The 18,736-nt window shown below is 63.8% G+C and carries 14 protein-coding genes; 8 read left to right on the forward strand and 6 right to left on the reverse strand.

Annotated elements, in window-relative coordinates; all coding sequences use genetic code 11:
• Nucleotides 1-170: 170 nt before the first annotated feature.
• Nucleotides 171-983: an RnfABCDGE type electron transport complex subunit B gene (locus HALO32_RS16195; RefSeq protein ID WP_267902501.1), complete on the reverse strand. Its 813-nt coding sequence runs from the start codon at nucleotides 981-983 to the stop codon at nucleotides 171-173.
• Between the two features lie 9 nt (nucleotides 984-992).
• Nucleotides 993-3,035 (reverse strand): methionine--tRNA ligase, encoded by a 2,043-nt coding sequence (gene metG / locus HALO32_RS16200; RefSeq protein WP_151444931.1) that lies wholly within the window; start codon nucleotides 3,033-3,035, stop codon nucleotides 993-995.
• 18 nt (nucleotides 3,036-3,053) lie between these two features.
• On the opposite strand from metG, the gene HALO32_RS18020 reads away from it, so the two are divergent.
• On the forward strand, nucleotides 3,054-3,206 hold the full coding sequence (locus tag HALO32_RS18020) for a hypothetical protein (protein WP_192576536.1): 153 nt from the start codon (nucleotides 3,054-3,056) through the stop codon (nucleotides 3,204-3,206).
• Between the two features lie 31 nt (nucleotides 3,207-3,237).
• Here HALO32_RS18020 and HALO32_RS16205 read toward each other — a convergent pair whose 3' ends face one another.
• Both HALO32_RS16205 and HALO32_RS16210 read right to left on the reverse strand, forming a co-directional pair.
• Complete coding sequence (locus HALO32_RS16205) at nucleotides 3,238-3,981, reverse strand: Crp/Fnr family transcriptional regulator (protein ID WP_151444932.1); 744 nt, start codon at nucleotides 3,979-3,981, stop codon at nucleotides 3,238-3,240.
• A 225-nt stretch (nucleotides 3,982-4,206) separates the two neighbouring features.
• On the reverse strand, nucleotides 4,207-4,779 hold the full coding sequence (locus tag HALO32_RS16210) for a hypothetical protein (RefSeq protein WP_151444933.1): 573 nt from the start codon (nucleotides 4,777-4,779) through the stop codon (nucleotides 4,207-4,209).
• A gap of 506 nt (nucleotides 4,780-5,285) precedes the next feature.
• Between HALO32_RS16210 and HALO32_RS16215 the strand changes: the two genes are divergently transcribed.
• Nucleotides 5,286-5,798 carry a hypothetical protein gene (locus HALO32_RS16215; protein ID WP_151444934.1) on the forward strand — a complete coding sequence of 171 codons (513 nt, stop codon included), beginning with the start codon at nucleotides 5,286-5,288 and terminating at the stop codon, nucleotides 5,796-5,798.
• Between the two features lie 80 nt (nucleotides 5,799-5,878).
• On the opposite strand, the gene thiI is transcribed toward HALO32_RS16215, so the two are convergent.
• Both thiI and HALO32_RS16225 read right to left on the reverse strand, forming a co-directional pair.
• A complete protein-coding gene (gene thiI, locus HALO32_RS16220) occupies nucleotides 5,879-7,354 on the reverse strand; it encodes a tRNA uracil 4-sulfurtransferase ThiI (RefSeq protein WP_151444935.1) in 1,476 nt (491 codons plus the stop codon).
• Between the two features lie 174 nt (nucleotides 7,355-7,528).
• Complete coding sequence (locus HALO32_RS16225; protein ID WP_151444936.1) at nucleotides 7,529-7,807, reverse strand: hypothetical protein; 279 nt, start codon at nucleotides 7,805-7,807, stop codon at nucleotides 7,529-7,531.
• Between the two features lie 431 nt (nucleotides 7,808-8,238).
• Between HALO32_RS16225 and HALO32_RS16230 the strand changes: the two genes are divergently transcribed.
• The 6 genes from HALO32_RS16230 to HALO32_RS16255 form a co-directional block, all read left to right on the forward strand.
• A complete protein-coding gene (locus tag HALO32_RS16230; protein WP_151444937.1) occupies nucleotides 8,239-10,281 on the forward strand; it encodes a TolC family outer membrane protein in 2,043 nt (680 codons plus the stop codon).
• 63 nt (nucleotides 10,282-10,344) lie between these two features.
• Entirely contained in the window at nucleotides 10,345-10,470 is a 126-nt protein-coding gene (locus tag HALO32_RS16235) for an SPOR domain-containing protein (RefSeq protein WP_192576537.1), read from the forward strand.
• Nucleotides 10,471-10,559: 89 nt separating this feature from the next.
• On the forward strand, nucleotides 10,560-12,731 hold the full coding sequence (locus HALO32_RS16240; protein WP_151444938.1) for a type I secretion system permease/ATPase: 2,172 nt from the start codon (nucleotides 10,560-10,562) through the stop codon (nucleotides 12,729-12,731).
• Nucleotides 12,731-14,161, forward strand: coding sequence for an HlyD family type I secretion periplasmic adaptor subunit (locus tag HALO32_RS16245; RefSeq protein ID WP_151444939.1), 1,431 nt, complete (start codon nucleotides 12,731-12,733; stop codon nucleotides 14,159-14,161). The genes HALO32_RS16240 and HALO32_RS16245 overlap by 1 nt, the downstream gene beginning before the upstream one ends.
• Complete coding sequence (locus tag HALO32_RS16250; protein WP_151444940.1) at nucleotides 14,161-14,778, forward strand: LuxR family transcriptional regulator; 618 nt, start codon at nucleotides 14,161-14,163, stop codon at nucleotides 14,776-14,778. The genes HALO32_RS16245 and HALO32_RS16250 overlap by 1 nt, the downstream gene beginning before the upstream one ends.
• A 176-nt stretch (nucleotides 14,779-14,954) precedes the next feature.
• A partial coding sequence (locus tag HALO32_RS16255; RefSeq protein WP_151445165.1) for a retention module-containing protein occupies nucleotides 14,955-18,736 on the forward strand: 3,782 nt, incomplete at its 3' end.

Below are 18,736 nucleotides of genomic sequence, written 5' to 3' on the forward strand. Positions count from 1 at the left end.
CCGGGTCAGTGGCAATACCCGGGGCTGTTCCGGGGACAGGTCTACGAGGAGGCGCTGTGAACCCATCCTTGGGCGCTACCGACGCCATCCCTGGCGTAGGACCTCCTCTTTGACCTGTCCCCGGCGCCCCTCGCGTGGGTACTAGCTGATTTAGCAATCGTTGTTTTGTATCATTCGGCTGTGGCGGCCTGTTCCAGCGCCTTTTGCGCCTCAGCCAGCAGCCGTTCGGCTTCCGGCAGCTGGGCCAGGGCGGTGGCCTCGGCGTCGGCGTCGGCTCGGCGGCGGGCACTTTCCAGCTGATGCCTTACGCGTTTCAGGGCCTGCTCCGCGGCCTTGACGGCCATCTGTCTCTGCCGATCCTGGTGGGCACTGGCAGTGCTGCCCGAATCGGAAGCCGAGCCCGATTGCTGGCGCAGGCGAATCAATCGCTTCTGGCGATCCATGCGCTTCTCCCGTGCCTGGTGGGCCAGACGACGGTTGCGCGCCTCGAAGCGTTGACGACCGAGTTCGGCGCGGCGTGCCAGGTAGGCATCGCGCTCTCGATCGGTCTCGGCGGCCTCCCAGGCGGGGTGAGGCAGCAGGTCGATGCAGTCCACCGGGCAGGGTGCCACGCACAGCTCACAGCCGGTGCACTCTTCCACGATCACCGTGTGCATGCGCTTGGCGGCCCCCAGGATGGCATCCACCGGGCAGGCCTGGATGCACTTGGTGCAGCCGATGCACTCGGCCTCGCGGATCCAGGCCACCAGCGGTGCCTGGGCGGGCTCGGCCAGGGGTAAAGAGGGGCGGCCGGTCACTTCGGCGAGCCTCTCGACGGTGCGCTGGCCACCCGGCGGGCAGCGATTGATCGCCTCGCCTTCGACGATCGCCTCGGCATAGGGGCGACAGCCGGGCTGGCCGCACTTGCCGCACTGGGTCTGCGGCAGCTCGGCATCGATGGCCTCGATCAGCGTGGCCCGAGAGCTGATGTCAGTGTCCGTCACGACTGCGGCTCAGCGAACCCGCTGACCCGGCTCGGCGCCGGCATCCGGGCTCAGCAGGGTAATGCCATTGTCGTCGCCGGCGGCAAGCACCATCCCCTCGGACACGCCGAAGCGCATCTTGCGCGGTGCCAGATTGGCGACCATCACCGTCAGCCGTCCCTCCAGGGCCTCCGGCGCATAGGAGGCACGGATGCCGGCGAAGACGGTACGCGTCTCGCCGCCCAGGTCCAGGGTCAGCTTGAGCAGCTTGTCGGCCTTCTCGACATATTCTGCCCGGGCGATGCGGGCGATACGCAGATCGACCCTGGCGAAATCGTCGAAGCTGATCTCGTCACCGAGGGGCTCCTGGGCCAGGGGGCCCTGCGCCGTTTCCTTGAGTTTCTGCTCTTCCATCAGATCCTCCTTCGATGCGCTCATCATGGCATCGATCTTGTCGCGTTCCACGCGGGTCATCAGTGGCTTGAACTTGGCAATCTCGTGATCCACCAGCAGGGTGTGGCGACTGTGCCAGTCGAGGGTGTCGAGCTGGAGAAACGCGCGGGCCTGCTCGGCCATGGCCGGCACCACCGGCGCCAGGTAAACCATCAGCTGGCGGAACAGGTTGATGCCCACCGAGCAGATTTCCAGCACCTCCTGCTCGCGGCCCGGCTGCTTGGCCAGCACCCAGGGCTCGGCCTCGGCGATATAGGTGTTGGCCTCGTCGGCGAGTTCCATCACGCGGCGCATGGCGCGGCCGAACTCGCGGGCCTCGAAGTCTTCGGCGATGGCGTCACCGGCGGCGATGAAGCGAGCCACCCTCTCGGGCTCGCTGCAGTGGCCGGCGAGGCGACCGCCACCGAGCTTCTTGACGAAGCCGGCGCAGCGGCTGGCGATGTTGACCACCTTGCCTACCAGGTCGCTGTTCACCCGCGCCGCGAAGTCCTCCAGGTTGAGGTCCAGGTCGTCGACCCCAGAGGTCAGCTTGGCGGCAAAGTAGTAGCGCAGGTACTCCGGGTTGAGGTGGTCGGCGTAGGTGGCGGCCTTGATGAAGGTGCCGCGGGACTTCGACATCTTGGCGCCGTTCACCGTGACGAAGCCGTGGCAGTTGACCGCGGTGGGGGTACGGAAGTCGGCGCCGTGCAGCATGGCCGGCCAGAACAGGGCGTGAAAGTAGACGATGTCCTTGCCGATGAAGTGGTAGACCTCGGAGTCGGAGTCGGGTGCCCAGTAGCTGTCGAAGTCCATCCCCTGACGGTCGCAGAGGTTCTGGAAACTGGCGAGATAGCCGATCGGCGCATCGAGCCAGACATAGAAATACTTGCCCGGCGCATCGGGAATCTCGAAGCCGAAGTAGGGGGCGTCGCGGGAGATGTCCCACTCGTTGAAGCCCGACTCGAACCACTCCATCAGCTTGTTGCGGATCTGCGGCTGGACATGGTCATCGTCGATCCAGGCCTTGAGGAAATCGGCGAAGTCCGGCAGCTTGAAGAAGTAGTGGGTGGAGCTTCTCACCTCGGGGGCGGCCCCGGAGATCGCCGACACCGGGTCGATCAGCTCGGCCGGCGTGTAGGTCGCCCCGCAGGCCTCGCAGTTGTCGCCGTACTGGTCCTCGGACCCGCATTTCGGGCAGGTGCCCTTGATGAAGCGGTCGGCCAGGAACAGGCCCTTGACCGGGTCGAACATCTGCTCGATGTCGCGGGTGGCGATATGCCCCTTGTCGCGCAGCCGGGTGTAGATCAGCTCGCTGAAGTGGCGGTTCTCCGGGGAGTGGGTCGAGTGATAGTTGTCGAAGGCCACTCCGAAGCGGGAGAAGTCGGTCTGGTGGTCGCGGGAGACGCGTTCGATCAGCGCCTCGGAGGTAATGCCCTCCTGCTCCGCACGCAGCATGATCGCGGTGCCGTGGGCGTCGTCGGCGCACACGTAGTGGCACTCATGTCCGCGGCTCTTCTGGAAACGCACCCAGATGTCGGTCTGGATGTACTCCAGCAGGTGGCCCAGGTGGATGGCACCGTTGGCGTAGGGCAGGGCGCTGGTGACCAGGATCTTGCGCGGATGGCGTGCGGTGTTCGACATGTCGGCTCTGGAAATCCCATGAAAATCAGACCCCCGATTGTAGCCATCTTCGACGCCCACTGCACCCGGCGGGACGACACCGGGCATCGGTCGCGGCGGCGCCCCCTGCGTGTGCGTCGCCTTCCGGCCCATGCCGCGCCGCGGCTTCGCGTCGCTTCCTGCCTGGCCTAGGTGCGGCATCGCTCGACGTCGGCTCAGGGGGTCAGTGCCGCAGCCGCACCAGCCGCTCCCTCAAGCCGTCAACTTCATCGCTCAGGTAGTTGCCGTCGAACTCGGCTTCCGCGATCAGTCGCGGCGGGTCGTAGACCTCGATGTGGTGGCGATGCTTTTTCAGCACTCGATCCTGATCCAGCCCCTTGAGGATGCGATTGATATGCACCGATGACAGGCCCAGGATGTTTCCCAGCAGCCGCTGGGAGACGGGAAACTCGAAGGAGGCTAGCTCGACGCTTTGTATCTTCTCGAGTCGATAGAAGGTCTCGAGCATGAAGTGCAGTACCCGGGAGCGCGCGCTGCGGTGGATGCTGATCAGCATCCGTTCGGTGAGTAGGGCGTCCTGGCGGCTGATGTTGGCAAAGAGCGCGATCGCCAGGGGCGTGGAGGCCGCAACGATATCGACGATGTTCTCGTGGGGGAAGGGCTGGACGCTGCCCAGGGTGATCATGCTGGCTTGGCTGACATGCCGCGTGAAGGTGAATTCCTTGAGTCCGATGATGTCCCCTGGCAGCAGCAGCTCGATGATCCGCTGCTCGCCGTCCAGGGTGTGACGGATGGTACAGGCCCAGCCCTTCTGCAGGATGTACAACTCGCCGACCCTGGCGTTTGCGCGCCACAGCCGCTCATGCTTCTTCACCTTGGTCGAGCTCTGCTCGAAGCTGGCCAGCAGACGTGCCTCCGACGCATCGAGGTCGACATAGCGCTCCATGGTGGCTTGGAAGAGGCTCATTCCTTGTTCTCTCAATTCTTTTATTCCTATATACGGATTCAAACTGCCTCAATCCTAAGCTGACGCCAGGCTGGCGAGTATGAACCTTCAGTCTAGTTGTCCCCGCCGCGGAGCTCCAAGACGCATAATGTCGGCAACGGCAACGGCAACGGCAACGGCAACGGCAACGGCAACGGCAACGGCGGCCTGGCCGGCCCCTGCCGCGGCCAGGTGTCGTCGCTGTGGCTAGCATATGACCTCGCCTGGGGGACTGGGCGGGGGCGGTAACCGGTCCTCGGCCTCCTGGAGAATCTGGAGCTGAGCTTGGGCCTGGCCGATGCAGGCATTCAGCAGATGATTTAGGGCGGGGATGCCGTTGCACGCCTGCAGTCGTTCGTAGAAGCGGCGTGAGCGCCACTCCTCGAGCACCGCGCGGCTGAGCTCCCGGGCGGCTTCGTCACCGTCGAGGATGAAGAAATGCGCCCGCTGCAGGGAGTGGGGCCGTTGCAGCGCAGGAGGCTGCCAGGCCAGTTTGGCCGGATCGCGCAGCACGGGGTCGCGCATCGGCAGCGAAGCCGACACTTCGACCAGGGCCTGGACCCGTTGCTGACTCTCGACCGAGAGGGCCTCCATGAGCCGGCTGATGCCGGTCTGGAAAGTCAGGAAGCGCAGGGACAGCCAGCGATAACGATGGAACTCGTGGTGTTCATGGTCATTGACCTGTGCCAGGACCTCCTCGATCGAGGTGATAACGCCCGGCGGTTGGCTGATCTTCATGCGCGGGGGTTCGATGCGGGTATTGGCCATTGGGGTGTTCATGATTCGCCTCGCCTTGATGTGTTGAATCGAGGGCTAGGGGATCTGCGTACATGCCATGGCACGTGCTCAGGCTAGCCAGTCAGCCTGGCAGCGTCTGCTAACCTGGGTTAACGACGCGCGTTTTTTTACCCCTCGAAGCGGCACCGGAAGCACGAAAGTCCACCGAGCGTGGCCCCGTCAGCGGCACTTGTTTCGGGCTAGCCAGTCAGGCCGACAGCGTTTGATAACCTGAGTTAATAATGCGCAGTTTCTTAACCCTCGAGGCGGCGCCGGCGGTGCAAATATCCACCGGGCGTGCACGCGTCGACAGGAGGGGGCGATAGCGTTGAAGGGGCGTTATTGATGAGCTCCAAACACCGGCTTGCTGCCTCTCGGCGCCCAGAGTCGGTAGTGCGGAGGGGGGAGTTAAAGACAGGATAAGGTCGTGCAAAAATTGTCTGACAGTATCGGGGAGCCGGCGCTACACTTTACAGCGGAACAACTCCTTCGTTCGTGAGGGGATTAAGATGTCAACCGCGAAACAAGTGTCCAAGAGTCAACCAACGCCCGACGTGATGTCGGAAGCAACACCGCAAGTCACGCCCGAGGTGATGTCCGAAACCACCCCGGAAGTCACGCCAGAAGTCCCCGGGAAGGCCGACGCGACGCTGGCGAGTTCGCGCTTGGCCGTCACCGCCTTTCCGGCGAGTGTCGCCGAGGCCTCTCAGCCGGTGCTCGACTGGTGGGTGCATCACTGGATGGACGCCGCGCATCCGCTTTCCAGGCTGCAGCGCACCTGGGTGGAGTCGGTGTTCGAGGCCATCGAGGTCGAGACCGACTTTCTGAATGTCTGCGCACTCTCGAACGTCAAGCTATTGAACTGCCTTGCCGCGGCCAGACCCGTTGTGGGTTCTTCCTTCCTGCACAGCTGTTATCACGAGGTCGCCCAGGAGATGGCCGATGCTCATATGGCGCGACTGGGCAGGGTGGCGGAGCTTCCCGAGGACTTCAAGCAGCGGCTCTGGGAAGAGATCTGCTAGGGAGGTTGGCCTGTACCGTTATATCAACATCAGCGCCGGGCGGGGAACCGAGATTTCCCGCCCGGCGCTTGTGTCATGGCTCAGGAGGCGTGGCGCAGGACGCCGAAGTGGGACATGCCGCGATCCTTGAGGTGCAGGGCCTGCATGCGGCTCATCACCCCCTGGTCACAGTAGAGCAGGTAGTCGCGGTTGCGGGGCAGGGTCTCGGCCTGATCCTGCAACTCGTAGAAGGGAATCGCCAGGCAGGGGGTCTCGTCAAGCTCGAGCGGCGCCGCCTCGCGCTCTTCAGGAGGGCGGATATCGATCACGCTGACCGCCGGCATATCAACCAGCCCTGCCAGCGAGTCGACCACGGTCACCTCACCAGGCGCCTGCTGGCCTTCCAGCAGGCGGCTGGCGCGGGTCACGGTAGCGGCCTCGACGGCGGCGTCGAGGACCGTGAAATCGAAGTCGGCCTCGGCGGCGAGGATCTTGTCGGTGGGTGCCCGGGTATGGGGGCGACGCGAGATGACGCCGCAGTATTCGGGCATCTGCTCGGCGAAACGCGCCGTATCGAGTCGGCGGGCCACGTCGATGATCTCCTGCTTGTCCTCGCTGACCAGCGGCCGGAGGATCGGCAGATCACTGGCCGCATCGATCAGCGCCAGATTATCAAGGGTCTGGCTGGAGACCTGGGCGATGGCGTCGCCGGTGACCAGCACCGGGATGCCCTTGCGGGCGGCGACGCGACTGGCCGCTCTTACCATCATGCGCTTGAGGATCACCCCCATCAGGCCATCGGGAATGCGGCGCAGGATCTCCGCCACCACGCCTTCGAAGGGCACCGAGGTAAAGTCGACGTTGTGGGAGGCGCTGTAGCGTTGCCAGAGGTGGTGGGTGACCTCGCGCACGCCTTTCTCATGAGCCGGACCGCCCAGGTTGAAGAACAGATAGTGCGTCTTGACGCCGCGGCGCAACATTCGCCACGCCGCCACCGGCGAGTCGAACCCGCCCGAGACCAGGGCCAGGGCCTGTCCCTGTACCCCTAGCGGGTAGCCCCCCAGGCCCGGCCGGCGCGAGCGGATCAGCTGCAGCCGTTTGTGAGTCAGCTCCACTGACACCACCACCTCGGGGTGCGACAGGTCGACCCGCGCCGAGGGCTCGGCCGCGAGCAGGGCACTGCCCAGATGACGTTCGAGATCCACGGAGGTGAAGGCGTGGTCGCCCCGGCGCTTGGCCCGGACCCTGAAGCGACGGCCGGCAATGGCGCCCTTCCAGTGCGGCACGATCCAGTTGGCCGCCTCGTCGAGCGAGGTGCAGGGCACCGCCTCGGTGTCCAGCACCTCGTGAATGCCGGGGATGCGGGTCAGCGTTTCCTCCATCACCCTTACCCGTTCGGCGGGAAGGGCCTCGGGCAGGCTCACGAGCAGGGCGTCCCAGCCGCCCTTGACCCGCACGCCCTCATCCAGCTGGCGCAGGGTATTGCGCACATTGCTGGTCAGGCAGCGGACCATGTGCTGACGGACGGAGCGGGACTTGATGGTGATTTCGGGATGGAGCTTGAGCAGATAGGTCATTCGACAGGCAAAACGGCAACGACAAGGGGCATCATTCTACCAAGGGCAGGGCCTCGAGGGCAGGGCAGGAACGATCCGCACGCTGCGAAGAGTTGGCATAGGAAGCTGGCCGGAGCTCAGCCTCTCCCAGCAAGGAGCCGGGAGAGGCGAGGCTGGCAACAGAGGCGGCGGGCGTCAGTAGAGTGCCTGCTCTTCCATGACGACTTCCTTGAGCAGCTCCAGGAAGAGCCGGTCGGCCTCCGAGTGCTCCTGGGGATCCTCGGGGATGTGCACGCTGGTGGTATCGGAGATCTCGTTGGCGATCCGTGCCATCACTCCTTCGCCCGGTTCGGCGAGCTGACGGCGGGTGATATCCAGTGACTGCTCGAGGATCTTCGGATCCTGCAGAAGTTTCTTGATGAAGCCCCGCAGCTCATTGATCACACGGGTCTTCTGGATTTCCGATGAGGCCATGACGTTCTCCTTGGGGTGACCATACCGTTTCGCAGAGACGATACCACGTTGGCGGCGGACGTGGCTTGCCGACGAAAGTGCCGTCGCGTCGGATGATGGTGCCCCTTGTAAGAATTGTCCTACATCAAGCGTCGGTAATCTCTTGCCCGCCATGCTCGTCTCGCCATTGGACAAATTCTCTTATTCAGTTACGCTGATTTACAAACGGACACACATCTGCGACCGGAGGTTGTGTCCTATACTCTAGATCGTCTCTGGGCCAACCCGCTGTTGGTTTCAGGGGGTCGCTGTAGGAAGTCGGGAAAGGATGCGCCATGGGGTCTGAACGCTTGCCCCCATGGGACCCGCTCAACAACAAGAACATTGTCACATTTCCGAGCAGGCCCGGCCGTTCAGTGGCCAGGTTACTTCCATCATGAAAGGGAACATCCATGAAACACTTTACCGATCCCTCAACAAGCAGTAATCGTGTTCGTCGTATTGCCGGCACCTTGGCCCTGGGATCTTCCCTGTCGCTGCTACCTCTTGCCGCGGCCGTGGCTCAGTCGCTGCCGGCAGGGCTGGCAGCGCCGGGGAGCACCGACCTTCGGCAGGTGGTCCAGCAGGCGATCTCGACCAACCCCGAGGTACAGGCCGCCTGGAACGGTTTTCGAGCCTCCGGCAACGACATCGGGGTAGCCCGTGGCAACTATCTCCCCAGCGTTGATGTCTCGGCGGGCGTCGGTGTCGAGGATCGAGAGCTCGATGGCCGCGGCAGCTACGACACCAACTTTGCCGAGCTGACCATCACCCAGATGCTCTGGGATGGCCTCGCCACCGCCAGCGAAGTCGAGCGCCTCGATCGCGCCGAACTGGTGAGCTATTACGAGCTGCTGGGGGCCAGCGAGGACGTGGCCCTGGAAGCGACTCAGGCCTATCTGGACGTGCAGCGCTACCGGGAGCTGGTTCGCCTGGCTCAGGACAACTACCGTGAACACCTGCGCGTCTTCGACCAGATCGAGGAGCGCGTGCGCTCAGGGGCCGGCCGCGGCGTCGACCTGGAGCAGATCAGCGGTCGCCTGTCGCTTGCCGAATCGAATCTGATGACCGAGGCGTCCAACCTGCACGATGTAACCGCGCGCTACCAGCGCATCGTGGGGGATCTCCCGGCCGAGAATCTGGCCGAGGCTCCCCAGATGGATGAGCGTCTCCCGGGAGATGTCAGTCGCGCGGTCGATCTGGCCTTCCAGGGCAATCCCGAATTCCATGCCGCCATCGAGAACATCGAGGCCTCCCGTGCCGAGCAGCGGGGTACCCGTTCGGCCTTCCAGCCGCGACTTGACCTGCGCGGTCGCACCGGCACCTACGAGAACAGTGACGGCAGTTTTGACGTCATCGCCGATGGCGAACGCCGGGATCGACACAGCATCGAGCTGGTGGCGAGCATGAACCTCTATCGCGGCGGCAGCGACCTGGCGTCCTTCCGTGCCGCGAGCGACCGAGTCGAGCAGGCCGTCAACCAGCGGGAGCAGGCCTGCATCAACGTGCGACAGACCACCCAGATCGCCTATAACGATACCCAGCGCCTGCGTGAGCAGATGCAGTATCTCAACGGCCATCGCCAGTCCATTGATCGGGTTCGGGGGGCCTACCAGCAGCAGTTCGACATCGGTGAACGCACGCTGCTCGATCTTCTGGACAGCGAGAACGAGTATTTCGAGGCCAGCCGCGCCTATGTCAACGCCGAGTACGATGTCGCCACGGCCGATGCCCGTACCCTGGCCGCCATGGGGCAGCTGATGCAGACGCTGGAAGTCCGGCGCGATGGCCTGCCGACCCTGGCAGAGCTGGGTAGCAACGGTGTGGAGATTGATCCGGATGCGATCTGCCCGGCCCAGGGGCCCAGCGGCTTCACCCTCGAGGATCTGGTCGGTGACGTCGAGGCGCCGCAGCGGGCTCCCGATGTGACGCTTTCGGCCGACACCCTGTTCGAGATCAACAGCGCCGAGCTGAGCAGTGAAGCCCGTTCCGAACTCGATGCGCTGGTGATCGATATCCAGCGCATCGACAACCTCGAGCGTGTGTTCATCGCCGGGCACGCCGATATCACCGGTAGTGATGCCATCAACGACCCGCTCTCCCAGGCCCGTGCCGACAGCGTCGCCAGCTATCTGGTCAGCCAGGGGGTCGCCCGGGGGCTGATCGAGACACGGGGCTATGGCTCTCGGGAACCGGTGGCCAGTAATGCTTCGGTAGAAGGGCGGCGCCTGAACCGTCGGGTCGAGGTGACCCTGGAGCGTGTCGGGGAGAACCTCGACCTGAGCGGGCGTGCCTACGATGGCGGCAGCGACCTCGAGGGCGTGGGCAGTGACATGGCGTCGGCTGCCTGGACTGCCGCCCCTGCCGGGCTTTATAGCGAGGTGGATGCGCAGGTCGACGAGCCGGTGACCCTGGCGCGTCAGGAGGGGTCATACGTGCAGGTTGCGGCCCTGTAGCGCGAGACGCGGGCCGACAGCCTGGGTGAGCACCTCGAAAGCGGGCTCGACCTACCGGTCAGGTTGCACTCAGCGGGGGCGCTGCATCGTGTCCAGCTTGGTCCGATTGATGCTCCCGCGCAGGTCCAGGCTCTTCGTCAGCGCCTCGAGGCGATGGGGTATGACGAAAGCTACGCGGTGCGAAGCTGATTCTGATGTGGTATACCAGCAGGTCCCACCTGCCGGTTTGACTCGCCTCGTCGTCATCGCGGCGGGGCGTCTTGATATTCGAGGTGGCTGTGTCGCAGAGAGAAGACCTAGACCCGGGTCCGGGACCCTCCCGCACGGCGGTGCACGATGAACTGCTCGAGTGCCTGCAGACCATTGCCCTCTATCATGACCGGGAGGCTACCGCCGAATCCCTCTCCGCAGGCCTGCCGTTGGAGGAGGGCAAGCTCACCCCTTCGATATTTCCTCGCGCAGCCGCTCGGGCCGGGCTGAGCGCGCGTCTGGTCAAGGATCGTCTGGTACAGCTCAACCCCGAGCTGTTTCCGGTGGTGCTGTTGCTCGAGCCGGGGCGCGCCTGCGTGCTGGTGGCCCTCGACGTGAAGGCGCGTCGGGCGCGAGTGATCTTCCCCGAGCTGGGCGATGCCGAGACCGAGGTGAGCCTGGATGGCCTGCAGTCGAGCTACAGTGGCCAGGCCATCTATGTGCGTCCGCGTTTCCGCTTCGACGCCCGAGGCCCCGAGGTCAACCGGCAGCGTTCACGCCACTGGTTCTGGGGGGTGATCCGCGAGAACCGCAAGCTCTATCGCGATGTCATCATCGGTTCGGTGCTGATCAACCTCTTTGCAGTGGCAATGCCGCTGTTCGTGCTCAATGTCTATGACCGGGTGGTGCCCAACCACGCCACCGAGACGCTCTGGGTGCTGTCGGCGGGTATCTTCATCGTGCTCTGCTTCGATCTGGCCATGCGGCTGATGCGCAATGCCTTTGTTGACCTGGCCGCCAGCCGGGCCGACGTCAAGCTGTCATCGTCGATCATGGCCCGGGTGCTGGGGCTGCGCATGGAGGCACGGCCGGCCTCCACCGGCTCCTTCGCGGCGACCCTGCAGTCCTTCGAATCCGTGCGCGCCTTCATCGGCTCTGCCACGGTGGTGGCGCTGGTCGATCTGCCCTTCGTGCTGATGTTCGCGGCGATCATCGCGCTGATCGGCCCCCCGCTGGTGATTCCCGTGCTGGTGGGCATCGTCTTCGTGCTGCTTTATGCCATGGCTGCCCAGGGCAAGCTCCACGAGCTTTCCGAGACCACCTGGCGGGTGGGCGCCCAGCGTAATGCGACCCTTGTCGAATCGATCTCGAATCTGGAGACGGTCAAGGCGCTGCGCGCCGAGAGCCGTATTCAGGGGACCTGGGAAAAGGCCTCGGCCTTCCTGTCGCGCACCTCTGCCCAGCTGCGCCTGGTCAGCTCTTCGGTGTCCAGCGTGGCGCTCTGGGCCCAGCACAGCGTGGCCGTCTGCGTGATCATCATCGGCGTCTACCAGATCATCGAGGGTAATCTGACCCAGGGCGGGCTGATCGCCGCCTACCTGCTGTCGTCGCGGGCCATGGCGCCGATCAGCCAGGCCGCCGCGCTGCTGGCGCAGTATCATCAGTCTTCCACCGCCCTGGATTCTCTCAACGCCGTCATGGAGCGGCCAGTGGAGCGTCCCGACGGCAAGGCCTTCGTCGACCGCCCGGTGATCCGTGGCGAGATCCGCTTCGACAAGGTGTCCCTGCGTTATCCCGATGAGGAGCGCGATGCCCTGCGCGACATCAACCTCAAGATCGAGGCCGGTGAGAAAGTCGCGCTGCTCGGTCGGGTGGGCTGTGGCAAGTCGACGCTCAACAAGTTGATGCTGGGTCTCTACCAGCCCACCGCAGGGGCCGTGATGGTGGATGGGGTGGATATCCGCCAGTTCGACCCGCTCCAGCTGCGGCGCCATATCGGCTATGTGCCCCAGGATGTTGCCCTTTTCTACGGCTCGCTTCGCGACAACATCGTTGCCGGTGGCGGCAGCGAGGGAGTGGACGACGACGCCTTGCTTCGTGCCATCGAGCTTGCCGGCCTGCAGGGGCTGGTCAACGGCCATCCTCACGGTGTCGATCTCTCGGTGGGTGAAGGCGGCCATTCGCTCTCCGGCGGCCAGCGCCAGGCGGTGGCCATCGCCCGGGCGCTGGTGCATGACCCGCAGATCCTGCTGCTGGATGAGCCCTCCAGCGCCATGGATCATGCCAGCGAGGAGGCCTTCAAGGCCAATCTCAAGGCCTATGCACAAGGCAAGACGCTGGTCGTCGTTTCCCATCGCACCTCGTTGCTGTCGCTGGTGGAACGTATCGTGGTCATCGATGCCGGCAAGGTGGTCGCCGATGGCCCGCGTGACAAGGTGGTCGAGGCGCTTCGCAAGGGTCAGATCGGGAGGGCCAGTTGATGGCAACCCAGTCTCGCAAGAGTGCCGAACAGCAAGGCTTCGAGGCGATTGGCCGCTTCTCCGAGGCCGGTGGCAAGCCGTTTCGCCCCTTCATGGATCGCTTGTTCGCCCGTCGGGTCTCGGCGGCCCACCTCAATCGCGACTGGGCCAGCGATGCCGACTGGGCCCGGCTGCAGCAGGACCCCTTGCGCGCCCGCGCCTTTCTCTATGTGGCCGTGCTGGCGGTGGCCGCCCTGATCACCTGGTCCTGGTTTGCGTCCATCGACGAGGTGACGCGAGGCACGGGCCGCGTGGTGCCCTCCAGCCAGCTGCAGCGAGTACAGACCTATGACGGTGGCGTGGTGCAGGAGATCCTGGTGCGCGAGGGGCAGATGGTCCAGCAGGGCGATGTGCTGATGCGCATCGACCCGACCCGCTACGCGGCGACCTTCCGCGAGAACCGTGCCCAGGCTCAGGCGCTTGAGGCCAAGGCCGAGCGGCTTCGGGCCCTGGTCACCGATACCCCTTTCAGCCCCTCCGAGGAGCTGCGTGCCAATGCGCCGGACATCGTGGCCCAGGAGCGAGAAGTCTACGAGAGCTACCGCGAGGAGTTGCGCGAGCAGCAGCAGGTGCTGGAGGACCGCATCCGCCAGCGCGAGGAGGAGCTCAACGAGGCGAAGTCCAAGCGTGACACGGCTCAGCGTAATGCCAACATGATCAGTCGCGAGCTCAACCTCACCCGGCCCCTGCTCGACTCGGGGGCGGTGTCCGAGGTCGAAGTGTTACGTTTGCAGCGTCAGCTTTCTCAAGCGACCGGCGAGCGCAACCAGGCGAATTCAGCGGTGGCTCGCCTGGAAGCGGCCGTCGAAGAGGCCCGCAACCAGCTCAGTGAACTCGGTGCCGAGCGTCGCAGCGACTGGCGCGACGACCTGTCCCAGACCCTGGGCGACCTTTCGGCGCTGGATGAATCCGGTGAAGGGCTCCAGGACCGCGTCCGGCTGGCCGAGATCCGCTCACCCGTGGATGGCGTGGTGCAGCGGTTGGCGATCAACACCATCGGCGGTGTCGCCCAGGAGGGCCAGGAGGTGGTGGACATCGTGCCCACTGACGACAAGCTGATGGTCGAGGCACGGATTGCCCCCCAGGATATCGCCTTCCTGCATCCCGGACAGCCGGCCACCATCAAGCTCACTGCCTACGACTATGCCATCTACGGCGGCCTCGAGGCCGAGCTGGATCACATCAGTGCCGACACCATCACTGACGACGAGGACAATACCTTCTACCTGGTGCGCGTGCAGACCGTGGAGGACCAACAGTTCGACAGCGACATCCAGGTGATCCCGGGCATGACGGCCCAAGTCGATATCATGACCGGCAAGCGCACCGTGATGCAGTACCTGCTCAAGCCCGTGCTGCGGGCCTGGAACAACTCCATGGGAGAACGCTGATGGCGCAGCTTTTTGTCTACCAGGGAAAGGATGACATTCCCCGCTGGCGTGAGGCCTTCCCCGAGGCTCGGGTCGTCTCGCCTGAGCAGGCCCGAGCCCAGGCCGTCTCAGGTGACCGGGTCTGGGTGATGACCCAGATAGCCGACTGGCCCCGGCTCGTCTCGTTGCTCGCGAGGCGCGGGGCGACCCTCAGCGTACTCAGTTATGCGCCCGACTCGCGGGAGGCCTTCCAGGCCCTGGAGGCCGGTGCCCGCGGCTATGCTCACGCCCTCTCGCCGCCTGAGCTGCTGCGCCAGATCGAGGTCGTGACCAACAACCAGGGCATCTGGGTGTGGCCCGAGTTGCTCGCCCAGGTGGTCGGCAGTGCCTTCCGCGCCCTTGGCGGCCAGGCCATCCTGCGGGAGGACACCCTGGCGCCGCTCACCGAGCGGGAGCGCGCCGTGGCGCTGGCGGTTGCCGACGGCCAGACCAACAAGGAGGTCGCCCGTCGCCTCGACATCACCGAGCGCACCGTCAAGGCCCATCTGGGGGCGGTGTTCCGCAAGCTCGGCGTTCGCGACCGGTTGCAGCTGATACTGCGCCTTTCCCATCAGGACGCCAGCGTCGGCGAAACCTGAACCGCGCGTTCATGGCTCACGCTGGCCATGGACTTTTCGCCATCCTGTCCATCGGTCCAATACCCGGGTGACGGTTTGTTACCTATTGTGAATGCATAAGTCACAAAAGGCTGTGGTGCCCGTGGGCTTTCCTTGGGCCAGCCGACAACGATGAATACCACGCAAGGAGTCATACCATGGCCATCGCAACCGTCATCTCCATTACCGGTGAAGCCTACGTCCGCGACGAGAACGGCAACCTGCGCGAACTCAGCGTCGGCGATACCCTCGAGGAGGGCGAGGTTCTCGTTACGTCCGACAATGGGCGCGTACAGCTCGACTTCGGTGATGGTATCGATCCCACGGTGATCGAGGGTGGCCAGCAGGTGGCCATGACGCCGGACCTCATGCAGGGGTTGACCGATGATCAGGGCGAGGACGGCGAAGCGGTGGCCGAGGACGAATCTTCCGCCATGGATGAGGATGTCGAAGCCCTGCTCGCGGCCATCGAGGAAGGCGACGACGACTTGCTGGCAGGTCTCGATGCCACCGCGGCCGGCGCCGGAGCTGGCGGCGGTGAAGGTGGCGGACATGATTTCGTGCGGCTGGTACGGATCACGGAAAATACCGATCCTCTGGCCTTCGAGTTTTCTACGGCGTCGTTGGATAGCGTCGAGTTCGATGAGGCCGAGCCCGAGCTTCTCGAAGCGACGGTCAGCGGGAGCGTCAGCTTCGAGCTGTTCAGCGGCGAGGTCAATGTCGGCGGTGACAGTGTCGTCGAGGGCAATACCTTCACGCTCGTGGCCACGCTGGATACGGCGCCCGTTGATACGCCCCTGGTCATCAACCTTTCCAACGGTCAGCAAATTACCATCCCGGTTGGCGAGACCTCCGGCGAGGTGGTCCTGGATAGCCGCGAGGATGATCTCTTCGTGCAGGGTGACGAGTCGATCGACCTGAGCGTGAGCAGCGCCACCGGTGGCGGGTTCGACGAACTGACGGTCGGCGAGGTCCCCTCGCTGACCGTGGTCGATGACGACGATGCCAGTACCGTCAGCCTCAGCGGCCCCGAGAGTGTTACGGAGCTTGACGACATCACCCTGACCGCCACGGTCGACAATGCGCCCGAGACGGATTTGACCCTGACGCTGGACAATGGCGAGCAGATCGTCATTCCCGCAGGACAGACCAGCGGCAGCGTGACCTTCGCCAGCCCCAATGTGCCCGACGGTGATGGCGAGCAGACCTTCACGATCGAGGAGGCTGAGGGCGGCAACTATGAGGCCCTGGAGATCGATAGTGCCTCCCAGACCACCGAAATTATCGATCGCCTGCCCGAGGCAGGCGAAGAGGCCGACCAGCTTGACGATGCCGATCTGTTGGCTGGCAACGCTGTAACCACCGGCACCCTGGACCTTGACTTCGGCGGCGACGGCGCCGGCAGTGTCGACTTCGCCGCCATGGACGGACAATCCGGCACCCTGGGCACCGAGGCAATCACCTACAGCTGGAATGCCGGCACCAACACCCTGACCGCCACGGGTCCCCGTGGTGATCTGTTCAATGTCGTGGTTGATCCAGAGAACGGCGCCTACACGGCCACTCTGGTCGACAATGTGCTGCACGAGGAAGGCTCCGATCAGGATAGCTTGCCCCTGACCTATACCGTCACCGATGCCGACGACAGCACTGCCGACGGCGTGTTTACGCTGAGCTTTGTGGATGATGGGCCCGAGGCCAATAACGACATCGACCAGGTTCCCCCGGCTTCACCCACCGCTGCCTCTCCTCCCATTACCGGCAATGTGACCGCGAATGACACTGAAGGGGCGGATACCCCGACCGTTGTTACCCAAGTGAGCTTCAATGGTGCTCCCCCCACCGGCGTTCCCGCGACCGGAAGTGTCGATATTGATGGAGACTTCGGTACCCTCACCATCAGCGCCGATGGAAATTACACCTACCAGCGCACTTCCGGGTCCGGTGATGTAGAGGATGTTTTTACCTACACCCTGACCGATGACGACGGTGACAGCGACACCGCGACATTAACCATCGCCATTGGTGACGCCGGCGTGGACATCGGCGGATTGACCCCGGAAGGTGGGGCAGCGGATGAGGTGGTGGACGAGGCCAATCTGTCCGATGGCAGCGACCCGGACAGCGATGCCCTGACGCAAACTGGCTTTTTCACCATCAGTGCACCCGATGGCGTGGGCACTCTGAGCGTTGGTGGCACCACGGTGATCAGTAATGATGTATTTACTGCTCAGACCATCACCACTCCGCTGGGCAATACGCTTCAGATCACTGACTACGATCCGTCTGCTGGAGTTGTCAGCTATAGCTATACGCTCAACGACAACGAAGATCACGATCCAATCCAAGGTGAGAACAGCCTTTTCGAGGACTTCGTAGTCAGCCTTGAGGATAACGATGGTGACGCAACGACCGGTTCGCTGCGTGTCGAGATCGTCGATGACGTCCCGACAGCGGTAGACGACGAGGCGGATGCCCCCGAAGACACCGCTATCACCGTCGATGTGCTGGATAACGACATCGAGGGTGCCGACGGCGCCAGTCTGACAGCCGCGAGTCTGCGTGACAGCGGGGCGGGCAGCATCAGCTTCGACAGCAACGGCAACATCACCTTCGACCCGACACCCGGCTTCGAGGGTGATGCTGTGATCGACTATACGATCACCGATGCCGATGACGACACCAGTGATGCCGTGTTGACGGTGACCGTCGCACCCGACTCCGAGCCGGTGATCAGCATCACGGCCGAAAGTGACAGCGTCAACGAAGCGGGTCTGCCGCAAGGCAGCGCCAACGACGGCTCGCACATCACCACGGGCACCTTCGCCATTGATACCGGCAATGACAGCCTGGCCTCATTGGTCATCAACGGCACCGACGTCACTGGCGGCGGCAGTGTCAGCGGTAACAACAACTTCGGCACGTTGGTGGTGACCCAGGGGAGCGATGGCAGCTACAACTGGATCTACACCCTGGACGACGCGACAGACGAGCACAGCTCCCAGGGGCCGAACATCGATGGCGTGCAGGACGGTTTCACTCTGGTAGCGACCGATAGCGATGGCAGCATAGATAACGATACGCTGACTATCGATATCGTCGACGACGTGCCGAGCATGGCGGTATCCGGTGCTGATAGCGTCACCGAGGGTGGCAGTGCGGTAACCGGCACCTGGGACAATGCCAGCTACGGCGCGGACGGTGCGGACAGCGTCAAGGTGCTGATCGGCACTGACGAGTATGATCTTGACACGGATATCACCGTCACCGAGGGCACACTCAACGTGGCCAACGACGGCACCTGGAGCTTTACGCCGGTTGACGCGCTGACTCAACCCGTGAGCCTCACCTTCAGGGTTGAAGTCACCGACAACGATGGCGATGTGGCCTCGGATAGCCACACCATCAACATCCTCGATGGTCAAGGCCCTGGTGATGCCAATTCTGTGACGCTGACGGTGGATGAAGACAGCATTACCGATACCGACAGTGATACGGTCACTTTCTCGCTGGGCTCCGATGCATTGACCAGCATGGCATTTTCGGCCGACCTGACCAGTCTCACGACCAACAATGGTGAGATTAGCTGGGTGCGCAACAGCGACACAGAGATCGTCGGCGAGATTGGTAGCAGCCCGGCGGTCACCCTTACATTGACCCCCGATCTGGCAGCCGGGACCGCCTCTGTTGCCGTCTCGCTCGCTGACAACGTCACGCATCCCACGGCCAATGGCGAGAACACGCTGGATCTTGGCAGCATAAACGTCGTTGCGACGGAGACCGATGGTGATCAGGCAACCGGTACTGTCAATATCAAGGTTATCGACGATGTGCCAGCGATTACTACCTTTGCCGCCCAGCAAGAAGCTGCGCTGGTTCTGGATGAATCGGCTGGCCCTGATACTGTTGCCGACCCCAACGCGGGTGATGAGGCGGACAC

Source organism: Halomonas lysinitropha (genome assembly GCF_902500215.1).
Taxonomy (GTDB): domain Bacteria; phylum Pseudomonadota; class Gammaproteobacteria; order Pseudomonadales; family Halomonadaceae; genus Halomonas; species Halomonas lysinitropha.